The following is a 19,397-nucleotide window of genomic DNA, read 5'->3' on the forward strand; positions in this document are numbered from 1 at the left end:
ATACCTCCGTGCGATGGAACGGTCATGGGCCTTTCGTCGCTGTTCGGGGAGGTAAGCATGCTCGGGCGCAAGAACCGCCGGATCGCAGAGCTGCAGCGGGCCGTGGAGAGCCTGCAGGAACTCCTCGCCCGAATCGGTGACGCCCAGTCAGCGCAGACCACCGTGCTGGACGAGGTCGACAGAGCCGGTGCCGAACTAGTAGCGCTGCGGCACCGGATCAAGAACGCGCGCGCCGAACTCCAGCCGCTGAAGGAAGAACTGACCTTCCAGCGGGCAGGTGTGTTCCGCGCCGACGCCGCCGCGGAGCACCAGGCGCAGCTCGACCTCATCCACGACGAGATGAAGACCCTGATCAAGACCGGCGCGGCGATCGAAGGTGGCGGGCAGGTCACCTACAACGGATCGGACGCGACCGGCCGCAGGCTCGTCGAGGACTGGTCCGCGCTGATGCTCCGCTCGTACAACTGCGAGGCGGAGAACTGCCTGCGCATGCTGCGAGCCGGTGGCCTGGACGCGGCGAGAAGGCGGCTCGATCGCTCGGCGTCGGCGATCGAACGTCTCAGCGGGACGTTCGCGCTCCGCGTCTCGCCGCGTTACCAGGCCCTGCGCACGTACGAACTCGAACTCACCGCCGACCACCTGCAGCGCAAGGCGGAAAGCCGCCGCACCCGCCGAATCGCCTCCTGACCAGCTGAGACCGGATTTCAGCACCCTTTCACTAGGTAACTAGTGAAAGGGTGCTACGGTGGTTCGCATGGGACAGAGGGAGCATCCGCCGGTCCTGGCGGAGGACCTGGGGAAGAAGTACTCGCGGGGCTGGGCGTTGCGTGACTGCGCGCTCGAGATCCCGGCGGGCCGGATCGTCGCGCTCGTCGGGCCGAACGGGGCCGGCAAGAGCACGCTGATGGGCATGATCACCGGATTGCTGCGGCCGACGACGGGCCGGATCTCGGTGTTCGGGGACGCGCCGAACGGGCGTGGGATGCATCGGGCGGTGGCGTTCCTGACGCAGGCCAAGCCCTTGTACCCGCAGTTCACGGTCACCGAGACGCTGCGGTACGGGCGCAATGCCAATCCCGGGTGGGATCAGGCGTACGCCGAGGAACTGGTCGAGAAGGCGCAGGTGCCGTTCGCGGCCAAGATCGGCACGTTGTCCGGTGGGCAGCGGACGCGGGTCGCGCTCGCACTGGCGCTCGGGAAGCGACCGAAACTCCTGATGCTGGACGAGCCGCTCGCCGATCTTGATCCGCTGGCGCGCGAGAGCGTCCTGCAGACGCTCGTGCAGGAGTGCCGGACGCAAGGGATCACGGTGCTGTTGTCGTCACATGTGCTGGCGGAACTGGAAGACGTGTGCGATCACCTCGTGCTGCTGGCCGACGGTCGGGTGCGGCTCGCGGGTGATGTCAGCGCACTGCTGCAAGCGCACGCGGAGCACCGGACGCTCAGCCAGCTCGCGCTCGCCTACATGCGGATGGAGGTCGCGGCATGACCTGGATCGTGTGGCGTCAGCAACGGCCCGTGTTCATCACGCTCGTCGCCGGGCTGGTCGTGGCGGTGGTGGCGATCCTGTTGCTGCGGGCCGTAATGGTCGCCGACCTCAGCGCGGGCAACCTCCTCGACTGCGTGGCCAAGGGGATCGACGCGTGCAACAGTCCTGCCGCGAACGACTTCCAGACCGCCTGGTTCGACAAGATGCACCTCGCCGCGGCGACGGTGCTCGCGGCGCCCGTGCTGATCGGCGTTTTCGTTGGTGCGCCGCTTTTCGCGCGGGAGTTCGAGCAGGGCACGCACGCGCTGGCGTTCACGCAGTCGGTCAGCAGGACGCGCTGGATGGCGACCAAGTTCGCCGTCGCCGCGCTGCCCGCTCTGGTCGTGGTGCTCGTCTACCAGCTGGTCGTGCACAGCTGGCTGGACGCGGCCGGTCAGCTCGGGCCGCTGAGCACGGGGCCGTTCTACTTCACGACGTTCGACGCTCACGGGGTCTCGCCGGTCGCGTACACGCTCTTCGCCTACACGCTCGGCATGTTCGCGGGCGCGGTGTTCAAACGGACCCTCGTGGCGATGACGCTGACGCTCGGCCTGTTCATCGCGGTGCGGTTCGTGATCGGCGGCGTGCGGGAGTCCCTGATCACGCCGACCAGGGTGCTCTCCGACGACCTGGACAGCCGCACGGTCGAGCGCGGTCCGCTGGTGGTGGAGTCGGGTTTCCTGGACGCCAAGGGCGCGGTGGTGGCGGATCCGACGCCGATGATGAACTGCGCGGGCAAGGGGGACACGCAGGGAGCGGTGGATTTCGCGGCCTGCTACCGGGAGAACGGCCTTGCGCAGAGGTACGCCGACGTCATCCCGGTCGACCAGGCGACGACGCTGCACCTGCTGGAGGCGTCGATCTTCGTGGGGCTCGCGGTGCTGTTCGTGCTGGGCTCGGTGTGGGCCGTGCGCAGGCAGGTGTGACGGACGGCGATCGCGGGGACGGGTGGACACCTATGCTGAGCGGCGTGATCGAGTTTCGCATCGATCGGCACTCCGGGGTGTCCACCTATCTCCAGATCGCCGCGCAGGTCAAGCAGGCCATGAGGATGGGGCTGCTCGGACCCGGCGACAAGCTGCCGACGGCACGCGAGGTGGTGGAGGCCACCAGGGTCAACCCCAACACCGTGCTGAAGGCGTACCGCGAGCTCGAACACGAGGGTCTCGTGGAGGGTCGCCGGGGCATGGGCACGTTCGTCACGGCCTCGCTCGCCACCGACGCCGCGAAGGCGGACGCGCCGCTGCGGCAGGACCTGGAACAGTGGATGGACCGCGCCGTGGACGACGGGCTGTCGGCCGACGAGGTCGACGCCATCTACACCGACGTGCGGGGCACGCACTACTGATGTCCACTGTGGACTTGGGAGCACGATGAACGCCAGTCCTGTGCAGGCGCAGAACGTCGCGAAGCACTTCGGGCGCACCAGAGCGCTCGACGACTGCTCGTTCTCGTTGCCGGAGGGCAGCGTGACCGGGCTCGTGGGACCGAACGGTGCGGGCAAGAGCACGTTGCTGTCGTTGATCGCCGGACTCGCGAAGCCCACCGGCGGCGAGATCACCGTGCACGGCACCGCGGTGAACGGCCGGATGCACCCCGACGTGTCGCTGTTGACCCAGAAAAGGCCGCTCTACGACCAGTTCACCGTCCGCGAGATGATGCGGGCCGGCTCGGCGATGAACGACCGGTGGTCGTCCGCCAGGGCGACCGAGGTGCTGGATCTCCTTGCGGGAGTGGACAAGGACGCGAAGGTGCGCACGTTGTCCGCCGGCGCCCGCACGCAGGTCGCGATCGCGCTGGCGCTCGGCCGCCTGCCGAAGGTGCTGCTGCTCGACGAACCGCTGTCCGACCTCGACCCGTTGGCGCGCGACGAGACGTTGCGGATCGTCATGACCGATGTCGCCGAGCGGGGCACGACGGTGCTGCTGTCGTCGCACCTGCTCACCGACCTCGGCGACGTCTGCGACCACCTGCTGTTGCTGGACGAGGGCCGCGTGCAGGTGGCGGGCGACATCGACGGGATCCTGGAGGAGCACCAGGTCGTCGTCGGGCCCGCCGGGCTGGACCTGGAGACGGACGGCGTCGTGGTCGACACCTCGCACACGCCCCGCCAGATGACGGCGCTGGTGCGCGGCGGCGGTGCACCCGAGGGCTTCGAGACCACGCACCCCGACCTGGAAGCGCTGGTCATGGGCTACCTGCGGGCCTCACGCACCCGCAAGTTCGCCCGCACTCAGTAGAGGGCCTTGTTCACGCCCTGGATCAGCGTCCTGTAGAGACCGCCGGCCGCGCCCCAGCGGGCCAGCGCCGCACGTGCCGCGTTCGCCCCCGCCGCACCGTGCACGCCTCCGCCCGGCCACGCCGACGAACCCGCCAGGTAGAGCCGGTCGAACGGGGTGTCCGCGCGGCCGAGCCCCGGCACCGGCCGGAAGACCAGCTGTTGGTGGATGGCACCGGTGCCGCCGTTGACCGAGCCGATCTCGGCCGGTCCGAGCACCGAACGCCCGAGGATGCGGGACCGGAAGCCGGGCGCGCGTTCCTCGATCATCAGCTCCAGGCGGTCGGCCCGGCGCTTCAGCCGGTCCGGCGTCCAGTTCCCGCTCAGCGGCACGTGCGTGTACGCCCAGGCGGCTTCGGTGCCCGCGGGGGAACGGGTCGGGTCGGTCGTCGTCATCTGGCCGATGAGCATGAACGGGTTGCGCGGCACCTTGCCGCAGGCCAGTTCGTGGGCCACGGTGGCCATGCCGTTGACGTCGCCGCCGAGGTGGATCGTGCCCGCCAGCGCCGCCTCCGGGTTGGTCCACGGGATCGGCCCGGACAGCGCCCAGTCGACCTTGATCGTGTCGGTGTCCCACTGGAACCGCATCAGGTCCTCGGCGAGCTTCGACGGCAACGCGTCGGCGCCGATCAGGTCCAGGTAGAGCGACGGTGCGGGCACGTCGGCCAGGACCGCCCGGCGTGCGCGCACGACCGAGCCATCGGCCAGACGCACGCCAACGGCGACACCGCGCGCGTGCAGCACACCCGTCACCTGGGCGTTCGTCTCGATGCGGCCGCCGAACCGCCGCACCAGCGACGCGGTCAGCTCACCCGCGCCGCCGCGGGGGACCGGGTTGCCGACCTCCTGCGCGAGCATCGCCAGCAGCCAGCCGAAGCCCGCGCCGCCGGCCTGGTCCGGGCCGAGGTCCGTGTGCATCGTGTTGCCCGCCAGCAACACACGGGCGCCCTCGCCGTCGAAGAGTTCCTCGCCGAGCCGGCGCACCGGCAACGTCAGCAGCCGGGCCAGCCGCAGGGCGTCGCCGACTCCCGCGGAAAGCAGCAGTGAAAGACCACCGCGCACGGGTGGAAACGGTTGCAACAGAGAGTGAAGTACCGCGTCGCGCACCTGGAGCCACTTCGAGTACTCCGTTTGCCAGCGCTCCGCGTCCGAGTGGGCAAAAGTACCGACGGATTTGGCCGTTTCGGCGACATCTCGCGAGAGCAAGGCCACTCGGTCATCCGGCAGCACGTGCGCTAGTACGGCCGGAGCGTGCTGCCACTGGACGTCGAGACCCAGCGCGCCGAGCACCGGCGAGCCCATTCCGAGCGGGTAGAAGGCGCTGAAGACGTCGTTGGTGAAGCCCGGTGCGGTGAGCTCTGCCGACGTCACGGCCCCGCCGGGCCTGTCGCGCTGCTCCAGCACGAGGACGTCCCAGCCCGCGTCCGCGAGCAACGTCGCGGCCACCAGGCCGTTCGGCCCGGACCCGATGACGACCGCGTCGACCTCGTTCACGCACGCCTCCTGTTGACCGTGTCCGCGCCACGATTCCAGATCTTCGCGCGTTCGGATGCGTCCGTACGGAGGTGTGAAATTCGGCCGGGAACGCCGTATCTCATTTCGTTCGGCACCGAAGAGCTAGCACACTCCGTAGTCGAGCGGTAGTCACATGAACCTTACGTATCTGTGTTCCGTACCACATAGAGAGGCATTATGTGACAACGAAACCAATACTGAGCTACCGCTTAGTATGCCGAGATCATTTGGACAAGGACTGCTGCATGCCCCTCCGCCGTGTACTGCCCACCGCCGCCTTGGCGCTTGCCGTCCTCGTGGCCGGTTGTGGCGCCAAGACAGACGAGAAGGTCCAGGTGAAAACCGGGCCGGGCGTTACCGACGACAAGATCTCGCTCGGCATCCTCACGGACATGACAGGCCCGTTCAAAGCTTCCGCGCTGACCCGCATGAAGGGCTACGACCTGTACGTGAAGCAGGTCAACGACCGCGGCGGCATCTGCGGCCGCAAGATCGAGCTCAAGCAGAAGGACCACGCGTACGACGTGCAGAAGGCGCTCGACGCGTACTTCGACCTGGAGCCGCAGGTGCTCGGTCTGCTGGAGCTCGCGGGCACCCCGATGACCGCCGCGATCGAGCCCGACATCATGCAGACGCGCACGCTGACCGCCCCCGCGTCCTGGGCGGCGTCATTGCTCGGCAACCCCCACATGATGATCGTCGGCACCACGTACGACCTCGACGTCATCAACGGACTTGATCACTACAAGCGTCGCGGTGTCATCAAGGAAGGCGACACCGTCGGCCACGTCTACGTCCAGGGCAGCTACGGCGACAACGCCGTCGAGGGCAGCCGGTTCGTCGGGACGCAGTGGAACATGAAGATCGCCGAGCAGCCGATCGGCGAGACCACGGCCGACCTCGCGCAGCAGATCGGCGCGCTGAAGGCCGCGGGCGCGAAGGCCGTCGTGCTGAGCACCACCCCCGCCCAGACCGCCGCCGCCGTCGGGGTGGCCGCGGCGCTGAAGTGGGAGGTGCCGTTCATGGTCAACGTGGTCGGCTTCGACACCGCCATCCTCGACTCGCCGGTCGGTCCCGCCGTGGAGAAGCAGGTGTCCGTGGTGACGTCGGTGGCGCCGTTCACCGGCACCCAGGCGGGCCCGCGCGAGGTGGCGGCGGCGTTCAACAAGTACTACCCGAACGACAAGCCGGCGATCTACGTCGACCACGGCTACACCGTCGCGAAGGTGTTCCTCTCGGTCATCGAGAAGGCGTGCCAGAACGGCGACCTCTCGCGCGACGGCGTGCTGGACGCGTTCCACAGCACCAACGGCCTGGACACCCAGGGCCTGACCAGCGCGCTGCACTACTCGCTCGTCGGGCGGCCGTCGGCCACGCAGTCCTACATCACCAAGGTCGACTCGAAGGTGCCCGGCGGTCTCACCACCGTCGAGGAGCTGTTCGAGTCCGATCTCGTGAAGATGAAGGGCACCCGAGCCAAGTAGCCGCCAAATGAGAAAGGGCCCTTCCCCAGTCGGGAGGGGCCCTTTCTCGTCGTCCTACTTGCCGAATCCGGCCTTGCGGAGCGCGTCCGCCATCGAACCGCTCGCGGCCGGCGGCGCGCTGCGCTGCTGGCCACCGCGCTGGGGCTGTCCGCCGCGCTGCTGCGGACGACGGTCACGGCCACCGCCGCCACCGCCCTGCTGTTTCGGCGCGGGCTTGCCCGGTTCGTCGGTCAGGCGCAGCGTCAGGCCGATGCGCTTGCGGGCCTCGTCGACCTCCAGCACCTTCACCCGCACCACGTCACCGGACTTCACGACGTCGCGCGGGTCCTTCACGTAGGTGTTGGACAGGGCCGAGATGTGCACCAGACCGTCCTGGTGCACGCCGATGTCCACGAACGCGCCGAACGCGGCCACGTTCGTCACGACGCCCTCCAGCACCATGCCGGGCTTGAGGTCGGCGATCTTCTCGACGCCGTCCGCGAAGGTCGCCGTCTTGAACGCCGGACGCGGGTCGCGGCCCGGCTTCTCGAGCTCGCGCAGGATGTCCGTGACGGTCGGCAGACCGAACTGCTCGTCCACGAACTGCTCGGGCCGCACCTTCGTCAGCACCGCCGTGTTGCCGATCAGCTCGGCGCCCGCGGCCTCCTGGATCCGCCGCACGACCGGGTACGCCTCGGGGTGCACCGAGGAGGCGTCCAGCGGCTCGTCGCCACCGCGGATCTTGAGGAAGCCCGCGCACTGCTCGAACGCCTTCGGGCCGAGCCGCGCCACGTCCTTCAACGCCTTGCGGGACTGGAACGGACCGTTGGCGTCGCGGTGCAGCACGATGTTCTCCGCGAGCCCGGCGGTGATGCCGGAGACGCGGCTCAGCAGCGGCACCGAGGCGGTGTTGAGGTCCACGCCGACCGCGTTCACGCAGTCCTCGACCACCGCGTCCAGCGAGCGCGACAGCTTCGACTCCGCCAGGTCGTGCTGGTACTGGCCGACGCCGATCGACTTCGGGTCGATCTTCACCAGCTCGGCCAGCGGGTCCTGCAGGCGCCGCGCGATCGACACCGCGCCGCGGATCGTCACGTCGAGATCCGGCAGCTCGGACGACGCGTAGGACGACGCCGAGTAGACCGACGCGCCCGCCTCGGACACCACGACCTTCGTGAGGTCGAGGTCGGGGTGGCGGCTGATCAGGTCGGCGGCCAGCTTGTCGGTCTCGCGCGACGCCGTGCCGTTGCCGATCGCGATCAGGTCGACGTTGTACTGCTTGGCCCACGCCGCGAGCTTCGCGATCGACTCGTCCCAGCGGTTCGCGGGCACGTGCGGCTGGATGACGCCGTGCGCGACGACCTTGCCGGTGGCGTCGACGATCGCGACCTTCACGCCCGTGCGGTAGCCGGGGTCGAGGCCCATCGTGGCGCGCGTGCCGGCCGGGGCGGCCAGCAGCAGGTCGCGCAGGTTCGAGGCGAAGATCTTCACGGCCTCGTCCTCGGCGAACGCGCGCAGGCGGCCGCGCAGGTCGATGCCGAGGTGCACGAGGATCCGCGTCCGCCAGGCCCAGCGCACCGTGTCGGTGAGCCACTTGTCGCCGGGACGGCCGCGGTCGTCGATGCCGAAGCGCGAGGCGATGCGCACCTCGAACGTCGACGGACCCTCCTCACGCGGCTCCTCCGGCTCCAGGACGAGGTCGAGGACCTCTTCCTTCTCGCCGCGGAACAGCGCCAGGATGCGGTGCGACGGCAGCTTGGAGAACGGCTCGTCGAACTCGAAGTAGTCGGAGAACTTGGCGCCGTCGGTCTCCTTGCCCTCGCGGACCTTGGAGACGACCCTGCCGCGCGTCCACATCTGCTCGCGCAGCTCGCCGATCAGGTCGCCGTCCTCGCCGAAGCGCTCGACCAGGATGGCCCGCGCGCCCTGCAGGGCGGCCGCGGTGTCCGCGACCTCCTTCGCCGGGTCGACGAACTTCGCGGCTTCTTCCTGCGGGTTCAGGCCAGGATCACCCAGAAGTGCGTCGGCCAGCGGTTCGAGACCGGCCTCCTTCGCGATCTGGGCCTTCGTGCGGCGCTTCTGCTTGTACGGCAGGTAGAGGTCCTCCAGCCGCGCCTTGGACTCGGCGGCGAGGATCTGCGCTTCCAGGGCCTCGTTCAGCTTGCCCTGTTCGCGGATGGAGTTGAGGACGGCCGCGCGGCGCTCCTCCAGTTCGCGCAGGTAGCCGAGCCGTTCCTCGAGCGTGCGCAACTGGGTGTCGTCGAGACCGCCGGTCGCCTCCTTGCGGTAGCGGGCGACGAACGGGACGGTCGCGCCACCGTCGAGCAGTTCGACAGCAGAGCCGACCTGGCCTGCGGCCACTCCGAGCTCGTCAGCGATCTTCTGGTGGATGAGCGTTGTCACAGCGCGCCATTCTGCCCGCTGTCCGATTCGACGTGGCACGGTGTCCTTCATGACCATCGCCGAGGTCGTCCCCTCACTGCTGTCGGGCCTGGACGTACCGGGTGCCGACAACACGCTCGGCCTTCCCGCGGCCCGGCGTGTCGTCCTGCTGCTCGTCGACGGTCTGGGCCACGAGCTGCTGCGCGCTCATGCCTCGCACGCACCGTTCCTGTCCTCGTTGCCCGACCGCTCGATCGACGCCGGTTTCCCGTCCTCGACGGCCACCAGCCTCGCGTCGATCGGCACCGGGCTGCGGTCCGGGGAGCACGGCGTCGTCGGCTACACGTTCGAGGTCGGCGACGAGGTCCTCAACTCGCTGAGCTGGACGCGGGCCAGTGAACGCCACCACGACCTGCGCAAGACGCTCGTGCCCGAGGTCGTGCAGCCGCACCCGACGTTGTTCGAACGGGCGGCGGCGGCCGGGGTCGCCGCCAGCACGGTCGCGCCGCTCGTCCATCGCTCCTCCGGCCTCACGCGGGCGGTGCTGCGCGGCTCGTGGTTCCGCGGCACGGCGGGGTTCGGCGACCTCGCGCTGGGCGCGGTGGCGGCGGTGCGGCAGGACCGTTCGTTCTGCTACGCCTACCACGCGGATCTCGACACGATCGGGCACATCTACGGGCCGGGCTCCGACGAGTGGCTGATGCAACTGGAGTTCGTGGACGCGCTGGCCTCGCGCATCGCCGCGCGGATGCCCCCGGACTCGTTGCTCGTTGTGACGGCGGACCACGGCATGGTCACCGCGGGCGACCGGATCGACTTCGACACCGAACCGCTGCTGTGGCAGGGAGTCCGGGTGATCGCCGGTGAGCCTCGGGTGCGGTACCTGTACACCGAGACCGACGAGGTGCAGGCCGTGTGGCGGGAGTTCCTCGGCGACCGCGCGGACGTGCTGACGCGCGAGGAGGCCGTGGAAGCCGGGTGGTTCGGACCGGTCAGCCCGCTGGCGGCCGACCGGATCGGGGACGTGGTGGTGGCGATGAAGGACTCCGCGGTGGTCCTGCGCGGCCAGGCCGAGCCCACGTGGAACGGCATGACGGGGTTCCACGGCTCGCGCACCTCCGCGGAGATGGCGATTCCGCTACTCGTCCACTCAGTGACTTCAGTGTAGATCGAAATCAGCCCTTCCCGTTGGCTCGCCTTAGGATCACCGGACGTGACGATCGAACTGCCAGGACCAGTCGGGTTCGTGCTCGGAGGAGGCGGAAGCCTCGGTGCCGCGCAGGTCGGCATGCTGCGCGCGTTGCGGGAGCACGGCGTCCGGCCGGACCTCGTCGTCGGCACCTCGGTGGGCTCGGTCAACGGCTCGTTGCTCGCCCTCGACCCGGACAAGGCCGCAGAACGGCTGGCCGTGCTGTGGGAGGGCATGACGCGCCAGCGGGTGTTCCCGGGCGGCCCGATCGCGCAGCTGAGGTCGTTGCGCACCAACAAGACCTATCTCTTCCCGAACACCGGTCTCGCGCACGTGCTGACCGAGGGGCTTGGTGGGTGCACGTCGTTCACCGAGCTGGCGCTGCCGTTCGGCGCGGTGTCCGTGAACGGTGTGACCGGCGAGGCCGTGAACATCGTGGAGGGGGAGCTGATCCCCGCGATCCTCGCCAGCGCGGCGATTCCTGGCGTGTACCCGCCGGTGCGCATCGGCGAGCAGGTGCTCTACGACGGTGGCGTGCTGGCGAACGTGCCGATCCGGCAGGCGCTCGCGATGGGCGCGAAGTCGTTGGTGGTGCTGGACTGCGCGTTCCCCGGCCACCTGCCGACCGTGCCGGAGACGCTCGCCGAGACGCTGCTGTTCTGGGCGACGCTGGGCATGCGCAACCAGGCCGTGCTGGAGGTCGAGCTCGCGTCCCAGACCGCGCCGGTGCTGTACCTGCCGGGTCCGCCCGTGCAGGCCGTGACGCCGTTGGACTTCTCGCACACCGCGGAACTGGTCGAGGCCTCCTACCTGGCCTCGACCACGTTCCTCACGACGCTGGAGATCGCCGGCGTGGGCCTGTACGGGCACCCGTCACACGGGTAGAGCCGAGAACTGGTTGGCGGGGCGCGGAAGGCCGTAGTGCTCGCGCAACGTCCGGCCGGTGTACTCGGTGCGGAACAGGCCGCGCTGCCGCAGGATCGGCAGCACTTCGTCCGCGAACCGCTCCAGCCCGGACGGCAGCACGGCGGGCATGATGTTGAACCCGTCCGCGGCGCCCGCCCGGTGCCATTCCTCGATCGTGTCGGCGACCTGGAGCGCGGTGCCGGCGAACGTCTTGTGCCCGCGCCCGCCGCCGAGCCTGCCGATGAGCTGGCGGACGGTCAGACGTTCGCGCCGGCCCAGTTCCACGATCAGCGTGTACCGCGACTTCGCGCCCTCGATCGCGGCCTCCTCCGGCAGGTCGGCGGGGAGTTCCTCGTCCAGTTCCAGGTGGTCGACCCTGAGCAGGCCCGCGAGCTGCCTGGCCGCGTGCTCCGGCACGATCAGCCGTTCCAGTTCGGCGTCGAGCGCGTGCGCCTCTTCCTCTGTCGAGCCGATCACCGGGACCAGGCCCGGCAGGATCTTGACCTCGTTCGGGTCACGGCCGAACTCGATCGCCCTGCGCTTCACGTCCCGGTAGAACGCGATCGCGTCGTCGAGCGTCTGCTGCGCGGTGAACACGGCCTCGGCATGCCTCGCGGCGAAGTCCCTGCCGTCCTCCGAGCTGCCTGCCTGGACCAGCAGCGGGTGGCCCTGGGGTGAGCGCGGCACGTTCAGCGGGCCGCGGACCCTGAAGTGCGGGCCGACGTGGTCGATGGTGTGGACGAGGTCGTCCCTGGCGTGCACACCTTGAGCCTTGTCCGCGATGATCGCGTCGTCGTCCCAGGAGTCCCAGAGCTTCTTCGACACCTCCACGAACTCCGCGGCCCGGTCGTAGCGGGTGAGGTGGGCGGGCTGGGCGTCGAGGCCGAAGTTCCGGGCCGCGTCGTCGCCGGCGGTCGTGACGATGTTCCAGCCGGCACGGCCGCCGCTGACGTGGTCGAGCGAGCTGAACCGCCGGGCGAGGTTGAACGGTTCGTTGTAGGTGGTGGACGCCGTGGCGATCAGGCCGATTCTCGTTGTCACGGCGGCGATCGCGGTGAGCAGGATGGTCGGTTCGATCTTGCCGGAGGGGAGGCGGCTCGGGTTTCCCCACAGCACGGGGGAGTCGGCGAGGAACACCGAGTCGAACCTGGCCTCCTCGGCGATGCGCGCGATCCGTTGGTGGTAGGCGATGTCGATGTGCGCCAGGGGCTCCGACTCCGGCAGCCGCCAGGACGCCTCGTGGTGGCCGGTGTCGTGGATGAAGAGGTTGAGGTGCAGCGTCATGCGGCGACTCCGATGCCGAGTGCGGACAACAGGTGCGTGCGGTCGGCGTCGTGCGCCGGGAGGTCGAGGCCGATGCGGCCCTCCTGCAGGACGAGCACGCGGTCGGCGAGTTCGATGGCCTCGTCGACGTCGTGGGTGACCAGCAGGACGGCGGGCCGGTGCTTCGCGCACAGCTCGCGCAGCAGGGCGTGCATCTTGATGCGGGTCAAGGCATCCAGTGCGCCGAACGGTTCGTCCGCCAGCAGCAAGCGGGGTTCGCGGACGAGGCAGCGGGCGAGTGCGACTCGCTGTTGCTCGCCGCCGGAGAGTTCCGCGGGCCAGGCGCGTTCGCGGCCTTTGAGGCCTACTTCGTCCAGCGCTGCCTTGCCCCTGCCCGGTTTGACGCCGAGTTCGACGTTGTCCAGCACCCGCAGCCACGGCAGCAGTCGTGAGTCCTGGAACGCGACCGCGACCTCGTGGGGGACTTCGAGGGTCCCTTCGCCGGTCACGTCGTGGTCGAGTCCGGCGATGGCCTTGAGCAGCGTCGACTTGCCGGAGCCGCTGCGACCCAGCAACGCCACGAACTCGCCGGGCGCGATCGTGAGGTCGAGGTCGTCGAGCACTTTCCGTTGCTGGAACTGCCTTGTCAGGTTCTTCACCCGGACAGCGTGCGTCGCCATGCCAGAGCCCTCCGTTCGATGATCCGCAGCAGCGCGTCCGACACGAACCCGAACAGGCCGTAGACGACGAGCCCGACCACGATGACGTCGGTCTGGCCGTAGTTCTGCGCCTGGAACATCAGGTAGCCGATGCCGCTGGTCGCGTTGATCTGCTCCAGCACCACGAGCGACAGCCACGACGCCGTGACCGCGAGGCGCAGGCCGAGGAAGAAGCCGGGCAGCGCGCCGGGGAAGACGACCCTGCGCACGTACTGGGTGCGGCTGAGGCCGACGGCTTCCGCGAGTTCGACGTACCGGCTGTCGATGCCGGTCAGTGCCGCGTACGTCTGCAGGTACATGATCGTCGCGATGGTCACGGCGATCACCACGATCTTGAACTCCTCGCCGATGCCGAGCCACAGGATCAGCAGCGGGATCAGGCCCAGCGACGGGATCGCGCGCTTGACCTGGACCGTGCCGTCGATCAGCGCCTCGCCGACGCGGCTGAGGCCGGAGAGGACCGCGAGCACCGTGCCGGCCGTGGCGCCGAAGAAGAACCCGAGGGCTGCCCGCTGGAGTGACGTGAGGATGCTTTCCGGGAGTTTGCCGCTCCCGGTCAGCTCGATTCCTGTGTGGACGATCGTCCACGGCGCGCTCAGGATGCGCGGGTCGAGCGCGCCGGTGGCGGACGCGATGCTCCAGACGGCGATGACCAGTGCGGGGCCGAGGACTCGTCCGTACGGGATGGGTTTGCCGAGTCCCAGGCGCTTGCGGCGCGTGAGGGTGGTGGGCGTGGCGATGGCGGCGGGGCGGTCGAGCACGTGGGTCATGTCCGGCTCCGGTACTTGGCGTCGACGGCCTCGGCGGCGACCTTCTCGAACCGCCGGTCGAACAGCTCGGTCACGTCGAACCTGGGCACGAAACCGCCCTCTGCCAGCAGATCCGCGGTCTCCTGCTCCCACGTGATCGCGCGGTCCCAGTTCGTCGGGAAGGTCAGCGGCGGCTGGGACTGCACGATCCGGTCGCCGTCGGCCTTGGAGACGTTCTGGTCCTTCACGTAGTAGGTGTCGACCCACTTGTCCGGGTTCTCGTAGCTCCACACGGTTCCGCGGGCCCAGAACGGGATGAACGCCTTGATCGCGGCGAGTTTCGCCGGGTCGTTGAGCACCTCGACCGGCGCCCACAGGACCGTGAGCAGATCGACGGACTTCATCTGGACGGCCTTGGCGTCCGGGTACTGGCCGAGGTACTTGGTGAGCTGCGGTTCGGCGAGCACGGCGACGTCGACCTGCCCTGCCTGCACCGCCGTGAGGAACTGGTTGCTGGTCAACGGGATCAGCTCGACGTCGGTGAGCTTGAGCCCGAGTTCCTTGAGCGTGCGCAGTACGACCACGCCCTGCGCCTGACCCTGGCTGAACGCGATCTTCTTGCCCTTGAAGTCCTCGAGGGACCTGATCGGCGAACCTGGCTTGGTGGCGTAGGTGTAGAGGGGTTTGTCACGCTCGCCGACCGCCACGATCTTCGTCGCGAGCCGGGTCGCCTGCGCCTGGATGGGCGGGATGCCGGCGTTGGCGCCGAGGTCGACGGACTTCGCGCGGAACGCCTGGATCACGTCCGGACCGGCCTGGATGTTGGGCCAGTCGCTGACCTGGAACGGGAGTTTGCCCAGCTCACCCGACGCTTCGAGCTGCTTGAGCGTGGTGCGGATGGAGATCGTGAGCCTGGTGTCCGGCGGTGGGGCCGTCGTGGGCAGGTCGCCGAGGACCTGCGTGGTGGTCGGGCTGCCCGCGGAGCACCCCGCGGCACCGAGAGCCGCGAGGCCGAGCAACAGGGAACGCCTGGTCAGCATCAGTCCACCACCACGGCGTGGTCGGCGGTGAACGGGCGGCCGGCGAGCAGCGTGGACTCGCGCCCGTCCGGTCCCACCGGGGTGTCGCCGATGAGCGTGACGCGGTGCAGGGTGCGCTGGACGTCGAGGTGCTCCAGGTCGCGCGGCGCGAGGTGGGCGGTGGCGCGGTTGTCCCAGAACGCGACGCTGCCCGGCTCCCAGCGGAACCGCACGGTGTACTCGGGCCTGGTCAACTCGGCGTACAGCAGGTCCAGGACCGCCTTGCTCTCGCTGGGGGAGACGCCGACGACGTGGCTCGTGAAGCCGGGGTTGACGAACAGGCCCTTCTCGCCGGTGACGGGATGCACGCGGACGACCGGGTGTTCGGCGACCAGCAGGTTGTCGTTGACGCGCTTGGCGTACGCGCCGTCCGCGGCCTTCACCGAGCCGCCGTAGCGGTGCTCGGCCCGTAGCCCGTCCACAAAGGACTGGATCGGGGTGGAGAGTCCGTTGTACGCGGCGACGAGGTTCGTCCACGTCGTGTCGCCACCGATCTCCGGCACCACCTCGGCGCGCAGGATCGACGCGGCCGGCGGGTTCACCGCGGCGGTGACGTCGGTGTGCCAGCCGGAGAAGTAGCTGTACTGGCGTTTCTGGGTCTGCTGCTTGAAGTCCTTGCCGTAGCGCTCCTCGTACCGGCGCGGGTCGATCGTGAAGATCTCCGGGAAGCCGGTCGGCGGGGCGTCGTCGTGCGGGTGGGCGTAGGTGAGCTCGCCGAACTGGCGGCCGAACGCGATCTGGCTCGCGTGGTCCAGATTCTGGTCGCGGAAGAAAATCACCTTGTGGGCGTGCAGCGCCTTGTGCACCGTTTCCAGCTCGGCCGCGCGGAGTGGCCGAGAAATGTCGATGCCCGAGATTTCCGCCCCGATGTGCCCGGCGATCGGTTTGACCGTGAGGGTCTTTTCCTGAACTGAGGTCATGGAACAAGCCTGCAGTTCAGGGGCTGTCGATGTCTATTTTCCGCTCAGGAAAAATAAGTCGGACCGCCGTAGATCTCACTGAGCACTACGCTTCCAGCCGCGACACTGAGAACGTCGCTGCCGAAACTGGTCTGAATGACGTCGCTATTACGTTCGCTGATTTCCGATGTCAATTGCTCCCAGCATCCGGGAATGAGGATCGCACCGGCCTCCACGACCACGAGCACGTCCGGGTTGATCACGTCGAGCAGCAGCTGAGCGGCCTGCCCGACCAGCCTCGACCGCCGCCGGAACAACTCGATCGCGCGTGGATCACCCTGCTGGCCGGCCTCGATCAGCACGTCCAGCGACGGTTCCGCGATGATCCCGGCCCGCGCGGCCCGTTCCGCGAGCGTCCGATTCGACGTCGCGGCCTGAAGACACCCGCGCCGCCCACAGGGACAGGGCGTGTCGTCGTGCCGCAGCCGGAGGTGCGCGATCTCGCCCGCCGCACCACCCGGCCCGCTGTGCACGGCGCCGCCGGTGACGATGGCCGCGTCGACCACGTTGCCCACGAACAGATGTACCAAGCTGGTGCGGGCTCTGGGGTCAGCCCCGAAGAGCTGCTCGGCCCGCGCGAGTGCCCTCGAGTGCGACTCGACCTGAACCGCCATGTCGAGCGCTGTGGTCAGAAACTCCTTGGCGCGCACGCCCTTCCAGCCGAGCTGGCTGTGCTCGACGATCGTGCCGCCGTCCACGCGCCCGCCGGTGGCCACCCCGACCCCGATCGGCACGCGGTCGTGCCGGCGCAGGAACGAGGGCACCCGCTCGGCGATCCGCCGCAACGCCCAGTCCGGCGCCGGCCGGTCGTGCGGCTCCCGTTCCTCGGCGAGCACCCGCCCACGCAGGTCGACGAGCGCCAAAGTCGTGTGCCCGTAAGCGATGTGCACCCCGCACACCACATGCCGGTCCACGTCGATGTCCACCGGCACGTGCGGCCGCCCGATCGTCACCCGCGGAACACGGGTGTCGACCTCGCGCACCAGCCCGCGTTCGGCCAGCTCGGTGTACTGCTTCGTGACGGTCGCGGCACTCAGCCCGGTGAGGCGCGCGATGGTGCTGCGCGCGACGGGTCCGTGGTCCAGCACGGACCTGAGCACGGTGGCGGCGGTGCGGCTCATGCGGTCCCTCCCCTTCTCGCAGGGGCTCGTCTGATCTCCGGTCAGGCGAAGGCGGGTGCCGCACAGATCGCGCTCGCCTGCCGACGGAGGTCGACGTGGCGGCGCGTGCTGAGCACGGATGCCTGGGACATGCCACCGATGCTGACACCCGGTCCCGTCCTGGCCAAGCACGCCCACGTGGTGAGATGCGCGGAAAGGTCGGCTCATTTGGAGCCTTTATCGATCCTTTCGTGATGTAACACGCTCAGACCTCCGATGACCTCTTGAAGTCAGGACGCGGAGTGGCGTAGACCTTTGCGCGGAACACCGAGCACGTCTTCCTACCGCCGCGGGGAGCGTCCACCAGGAGGCTGGCTCGTGGGCAAAATGTCGCGTCGTCTCGGCGTGTTGATTACCGCCGTTCTACTCGTCGCAGGGGTGAGCACGCCGGCGCGTGCCGAGGTGCTGCATCCCCGGCAGGACTGGTTGCGGGCGGCCACGTCCGGGCTGTTCCTGCACTGGGGGATGCGGACGAGTCCTGGCTACACCAGTTGCAGTGCTTGGGAAGCCGCCGTCACGGGCGGTGGGTGGGATGCGCAGTACTGGGTCGACGAGGCGAAGAAGCTGCACGCGCAGTACCTGGTGCTGGCGTCGTTTCACTCGCGGCTGGGCTATGCGCGGGCGTGGCCGTCGGCGATTCCCGGCAGTTGCTCGACCAAGCGGGACTTCCTCGGCGAGCTGATCGACGCGGCGGCCGAAGAGGGTGTGAAGGTCATCAACTACATGACCGACGACCCGCAGTGGCACGACGAGGGTGGGCACGAGTGGCTCGACTCGGCCGCGTACTCGAAGTACAAGGGCAAGACGGTGAACCTCCAGGAACGGCCGGGGTTCGGGCAGTTCAGCTATGACAACTTCGTCGAGGTCATGGCGCGCTACCCGAAGCTCGCCGGGTTCTGGATCGACAACGACAACGCCTACTGGGAGCAGAACGGCCTGTACGAACGGATTCGGCGCGATCGGCCGGACATGGTCCTCAGCAACAACAACGAGGACACCGCGATCATGGACACGATCAGCAACGAGCAGAAGACCGGCATGACGCCGAACTACGACTACCCGCAGGCGGTCTACACGGCGGCGCCACGGCTGATCGAGGCGTGCTTCAAGCTGCCGAGCGGCGGAGCGTGGTGGTACTCCGGCACGAACTCGACGGTCGACTACAAGCTGACCCTGGGACGCCTGATCACCAACGCGGGCAGTGACGTCAAGGCGTTGATGGCGGAGACCGCGATGGTCAACGGCAGGTTCCCCTCGAACCAGGCCGCCTTCAACAACTTCACGAACACCTACCTCGGCGACATCTGGGAGTCGGTCGGCGGCACGTACGGCGGCGGGTATCTCAACGGCGGGCTCAAACCGGGCTTCTGGAACGACGGCGCGCACGGCATCACGACCGTCTCCAAGACCAACCCGCACAACCACTACGTCCACGTGCTCACCAAACCCTCCGGCAGCACGTTGAAGATGCGCGACAACGGGTACGAGGTCAGTCGCGTCACGAACCTGCGCACGGGCGCTGCGGTGAACTGGTCGCAGGCCGGTGGCACGATCACGCTCAGCGGCATCTCGAACTGGGACCAGTACGACACGGTGTTCAAGGTCGAGACCGGCGAGCGTGAGGGGATCATCCCGGCCTCGTCGTACACGATGAGCGCGTCCGCCTCGGGGTCCGGTCACCCGGCCTCGCACGCGGCCGACGGCAACTACCAGACCTATTGGGACGCAACGGGTGCCGGCACGGTGTCACTGCGCTTCGATCTGGGCTCGGCGAAGAAGGTCGCGTACGTCGCGCTGAACCAGCGCGAGGACTCGACGACCTACCCGTCGTCGAACTCCGCGCGCGTCAAGAACTACAACGTGTACACGTCCAGCGACGGTGCCAAGTGGACGAAGGTCAAGTCCGGATCGCTGGCCAACCATCGCGGGGTGCAGTTCATCGACCTGCCCGCCAGCACGACCGCGCGGCACGTCCGGGTGGAGAAGACGTCCACGCAGGGCAAGGCACAGCTGCGGATCGACGAGGCGTGGCTCGGCTCGGACTACGCCGGGATTTAGTGGCGTGGCTCAGAACGTTGCCGGTGTATTCGTGGTCAGACGGGTGCATCGTGGTGCCGCCCCCACGTTCTCGTACTGGTTGTACGGGGGCGTGGGGGCGGCACCACGAGGTGCCCTGCTGAGCGCGGATTCGCCGCCGACGTTCTGAG

At 68.8% G+C, this 19,397-nt stretch carries 17 protein-coding genes and 1 pseudogene; 9 read left to right on the forward strand and 9 right to left on the reverse strand.

From position 1 onward, the window contains the following. The first annotated feature begins 57 nt into the window (after positions 1-57). The 5 genes and pseudogenes from OG205_RS44755 to OG205_RS44775 all read left to right on the forward strand — a co-directional run bounded on the left by OG205_RS44755 (position 58) and on the right by OG205_RS44775 (position 3,768). Positions 58-687 (forward strand): DUF4041 domain-containing protein, encoded by a 630-nt coding sequence (locus OG205_RS44755; protein ID WP_330273800.1) that lies wholly within the window; start codon positions 58-60, stop codon positions 685-687. Between the two features lie 67 nt (positions 688-754). Beyond that, positions 755-1,261: pseudogene (locus tag OG205_RS44760) on the forward strand (ATP-binding cassette domain-containing protein); the annotation flags it as partial. Positions 1,262-1,485: 224 nt separating this feature from the next. Beyond that, on the forward strand, positions 1,486-2,454 hold the full coding sequence (locus OG205_RS44765; protein ID WP_330273802.1) for a hypothetical protein: 969 nt from the start codon (positions 1,486-1,488) through the stop codon (positions 2,452-2,454). A 44-nt stretch (positions 2,455-2,498) separates the two neighbouring features. Further along, positions 2,499-2,876, forward strand: coding sequence for a GntR family transcriptional regulator (locus OG205_RS44770; protein WP_330273803.1), 378 nt, complete (start codon positions 2,499-2,501; stop codon positions 2,874-2,876). Between the two features lie 25 nt (positions 2,877-2,901). Further along, on the forward strand, positions 2,902-3,768 hold the full coding sequence (locus OG205_RS44775; RefSeq protein ID WP_330273804.1) for an ABC transporter ATP-binding protein: 867 nt from the start codon (positions 2,902-2,904) through the stop codon (positions 3,766-3,768). Here the strand turns inward: OG205_RS44775 and OG205_RS44780 are convergent. Continuing rightward, positions 3,762-5,300, reverse strand: coding sequence for a phytoene desaturase family protein (locus tag OG205_RS44780; RefSeq protein WP_330273805.1), 1,539 nt, complete (start codon positions 5,298-5,300; stop codon positions 3,762-3,764). The two genes, OG205_RS44775 and OG205_RS44780, sit on opposite strands and share 7 nt — an antisense overlap. A 266-nt stretch (positions 5,301-5,566) precedes the next feature. Between OG205_RS44780 and OG205_RS44785 the strand changes: the two genes are divergently transcribed. Next, entirely contained in the window at positions 5,567-6,805 is a 1,239-nt protein-coding gene (locus OG205_RS44785) for an ABC transporter substrate-binding protein (RefSeq protein ID WP_330273806.1), read from the forward strand. Between the two features lie 54 nt (positions 6,806-6,859). On the opposite strand, the gene OG205_RS44790 is transcribed toward OG205_RS44785, so the two are convergent. Continuing rightward, complete coding sequence (locus tag OG205_RS44790; protein WP_330273807.1) at positions 6,860-9,187, reverse strand: Tex family protein; 2,328 nt, start codon at positions 9,185-9,187, stop codon at positions 6,860-6,862. A 49-nt stretch (positions 9,188-9,236) separates the two neighbouring features. On the opposite strand from OG205_RS44790, the gene OG205_RS44795 reads away from it, so the two are divergent. Beyond that, positions 9,237-10,334 carry an alkaline phosphatase family protein gene (locus OG205_RS44795; protein WP_330273808.1) on the forward strand — a complete coding sequence of 366 codons (1,098 nt, stop codon included), beginning with the start codon at positions 9,237-9,239 and terminating at the stop codon, positions 10,332-10,334. A 45-nt stretch (positions 10,335-10,379) separates the two neighbouring features. Then, a complete protein-coding gene (locus OG205_RS44800; RefSeq protein WP_330273809.1) occupies positions 10,380-11,240 on the forward strand; it encodes a patatin-like phospholipase family protein in 861 nt (286 codons plus the stop codon). Here OG205_RS44800 and OG205_RS44805 read toward each other — a convergent pair. The 7 genes from OG205_RS44805 to OG205_RS44835 are packed head-to-tail and all read right to left on the reverse strand — an operon-like array spanning position 11,229 to position 17,282. Beyond that, positions 11,229-12,545, reverse strand: coding sequence for an LLM class flavin-dependent oxidoreductase (locus OG205_RS44805; protein ID WP_330273810.1), 1,317 nt, complete (start codon positions 12,543-12,545; stop codon positions 11,229-11,231). The two genes, OG205_RS44800 and OG205_RS44805, sit on opposite strands and share 12 nt — an antisense overlap. After that, entirely contained in the window at positions 12,542-13,204 is a 663-nt protein-coding gene (locus tag OG205_RS44810; protein WP_330273811.1) for an ABC transporter ATP-binding protein, read from the reverse strand. The genes OG205_RS44805 and OG205_RS44810 overlap by 4 nt, the downstream gene beginning before the upstream one ends. Beyond that, a complete protein-coding gene (locus OG205_RS44815; RefSeq protein WP_330273812.1) occupies positions 13,180-14,013 on the reverse strand; it encodes an ABC transporter permease in 834 nt (277 codons plus the stop codon). The genes OG205_RS44810 and OG205_RS44815 overlap by 25 nt, the downstream gene beginning before the upstream one ends. Next, complete coding sequence (locus tag OG205_RS44820; RefSeq protein ID WP_330273813.1) at positions 14,010-15,032, reverse strand: ABC transporter substrate-binding protein; 1,023 nt, start codon at positions 15,030-15,032, stop codon at positions 14,010-14,012. Before OG205_RS44820 ends, OG205_RS44815 begins: the two co-directional genes overlap by 4 nt. After that, positions 15,032-15,991 (reverse strand): TauD/TfdA dioxygenase family protein, encoded by a 960-nt coding sequence (locus OG205_RS44825; protein ID WP_330273814.1) that lies wholly within the window; start codon positions 15,989-15,991, stop codon positions 15,032-15,034. The genes OG205_RS44820 and OG205_RS44825 overlap by 1 nt, the downstream gene beginning before the upstream one ends. A gap of 44 nt (positions 15,992-16,035) precedes the next feature. After that, a complete protein-coding gene (locus OG205_RS44830; RefSeq protein ID WP_330273815.1) occupies positions 16,036-17,151 on the reverse strand; it encodes an ROK family transcriptional regulator in 1,116 nt (371 codons plus the stop codon). 41 nt (positions 17,152-17,192) lie between these two features. After that, complete coding sequence (locus tag OG205_RS44835) at positions 17,193-17,282, reverse strand: putative leader peptide (RefSeq protein ID WP_319978918.1); 90 nt, start codon at positions 17,280-17,282, stop codon at positions 17,193-17,195. 286 nt (positions 17,283-17,568) lie between these two features. On the opposite strand from OG205_RS44835, the gene OG205_RS44840 reads away from it, so the two are divergent. Then, on the forward strand, positions 17,569-19,248 hold the full coding sequence (locus tag OG205_RS44840) for a discoidin domain-containing protein (protein ID WP_442916694.1): 1,680 nt from the start codon (positions 17,569-17,571) through the stop codon (positions 19,246-19,248). Positions 19,249-19,397: the final 149 nt, after the last annotated feature.

Source organism: Lentzea sp. NBC_00516, from assembly GCF_036346835.1.
Classification (GTDB): domain Bacteria; phylum Actinomycetota; class Actinomycetes; order Mycobacteriales; family Pseudonocardiaceae; genus Lentzea; species Lentzea sokolovensis.

Bases quoted from the DNA above. Each gene is read 5' to 3' on its own strand.
- OG205_RS44755 (WP_330273800.1), top strand. From the start codon at position 58: ATGCTCGGGCGCAAGAACCGCCGGATCGCAGAGCTGCAGCGGGCCGTG.
- OG205_RS44765 (WP_330273802.1), top strand. From the start codon at position 1,486: ATGACCTGGATCGTGTGGCGTCAGCAACGGCCCGTGTTCATCACGCTC.
- OG205_RS44775 (WP_330273804.1), top strand. From the start codon at position 2,902: ATGAACGCCAGTCCTGTGCAGGCGCAGAACGTCGCGAAGCACTTCGGG.
- OG205_RS44785 (WP_330273806.1), top strand. From the start codon at position 5,567: ATGCCCCTCCGCCGTGTACTGCCCACCGCCGCCTTGGCGCTTGCCGTC.
- OG205_RS44795 (WP_330273808.1), top strand. From the start codon at position 9,237: ATGACCATCGCCGAGGTCGTCCCCTCACTGCTGTCGGGCCTGGACGTA.
- OG205_RS44805 (WP_330273810.1), bottom strand. From the start codon at position 12,545: ATGACGCTGCACCTCAACCTCTTCATCCACGACACCGGCCACCACGAG.
- OG205_RS44810 (WP_330273811.1), bottom strand. From the start codon at position 13,204: ATGGCGACGCACGCTGTCCGGGTGAAGAACCTGACAAGGCAGTTCCAG.
- OG205_RS44815 (WP_330273812.1), bottom strand. From the start codon at position 14,013: ATGACCCACGTGCTCGACCGCCCCGCCGCCATCGCCACGCCCACCACC.
- OG205_RS44820 (WP_330273813.1), bottom strand. From the start codon at position 15,032: ATGCTGACCAGGCGTTCCCTGTTGCTCGGCCTCGCGGCTCTCGGTGCC.
- OG205_RS44825 (WP_330273814.1), bottom strand. From the start codon at position 15,991: ATGACCTCAGTTCAGGAAAAGACCCTCACGGTCAAACCGATCGCCGGG.
- OG205_RS44830 (WP_330273815.1), bottom strand. From the start codon at position 17,151: ATGAGCCGCACCGCCGCCACCGTGCTCAGGTCCGTGCTGGACCACGGA.
- OG205_RS44835 (WP_319978918.1), bottom strand. From the start codon at position 17,282: ATGTCCCAGGCATCCGTGCTCAGCACGCGCCGCCACGTCGACCTCCGT.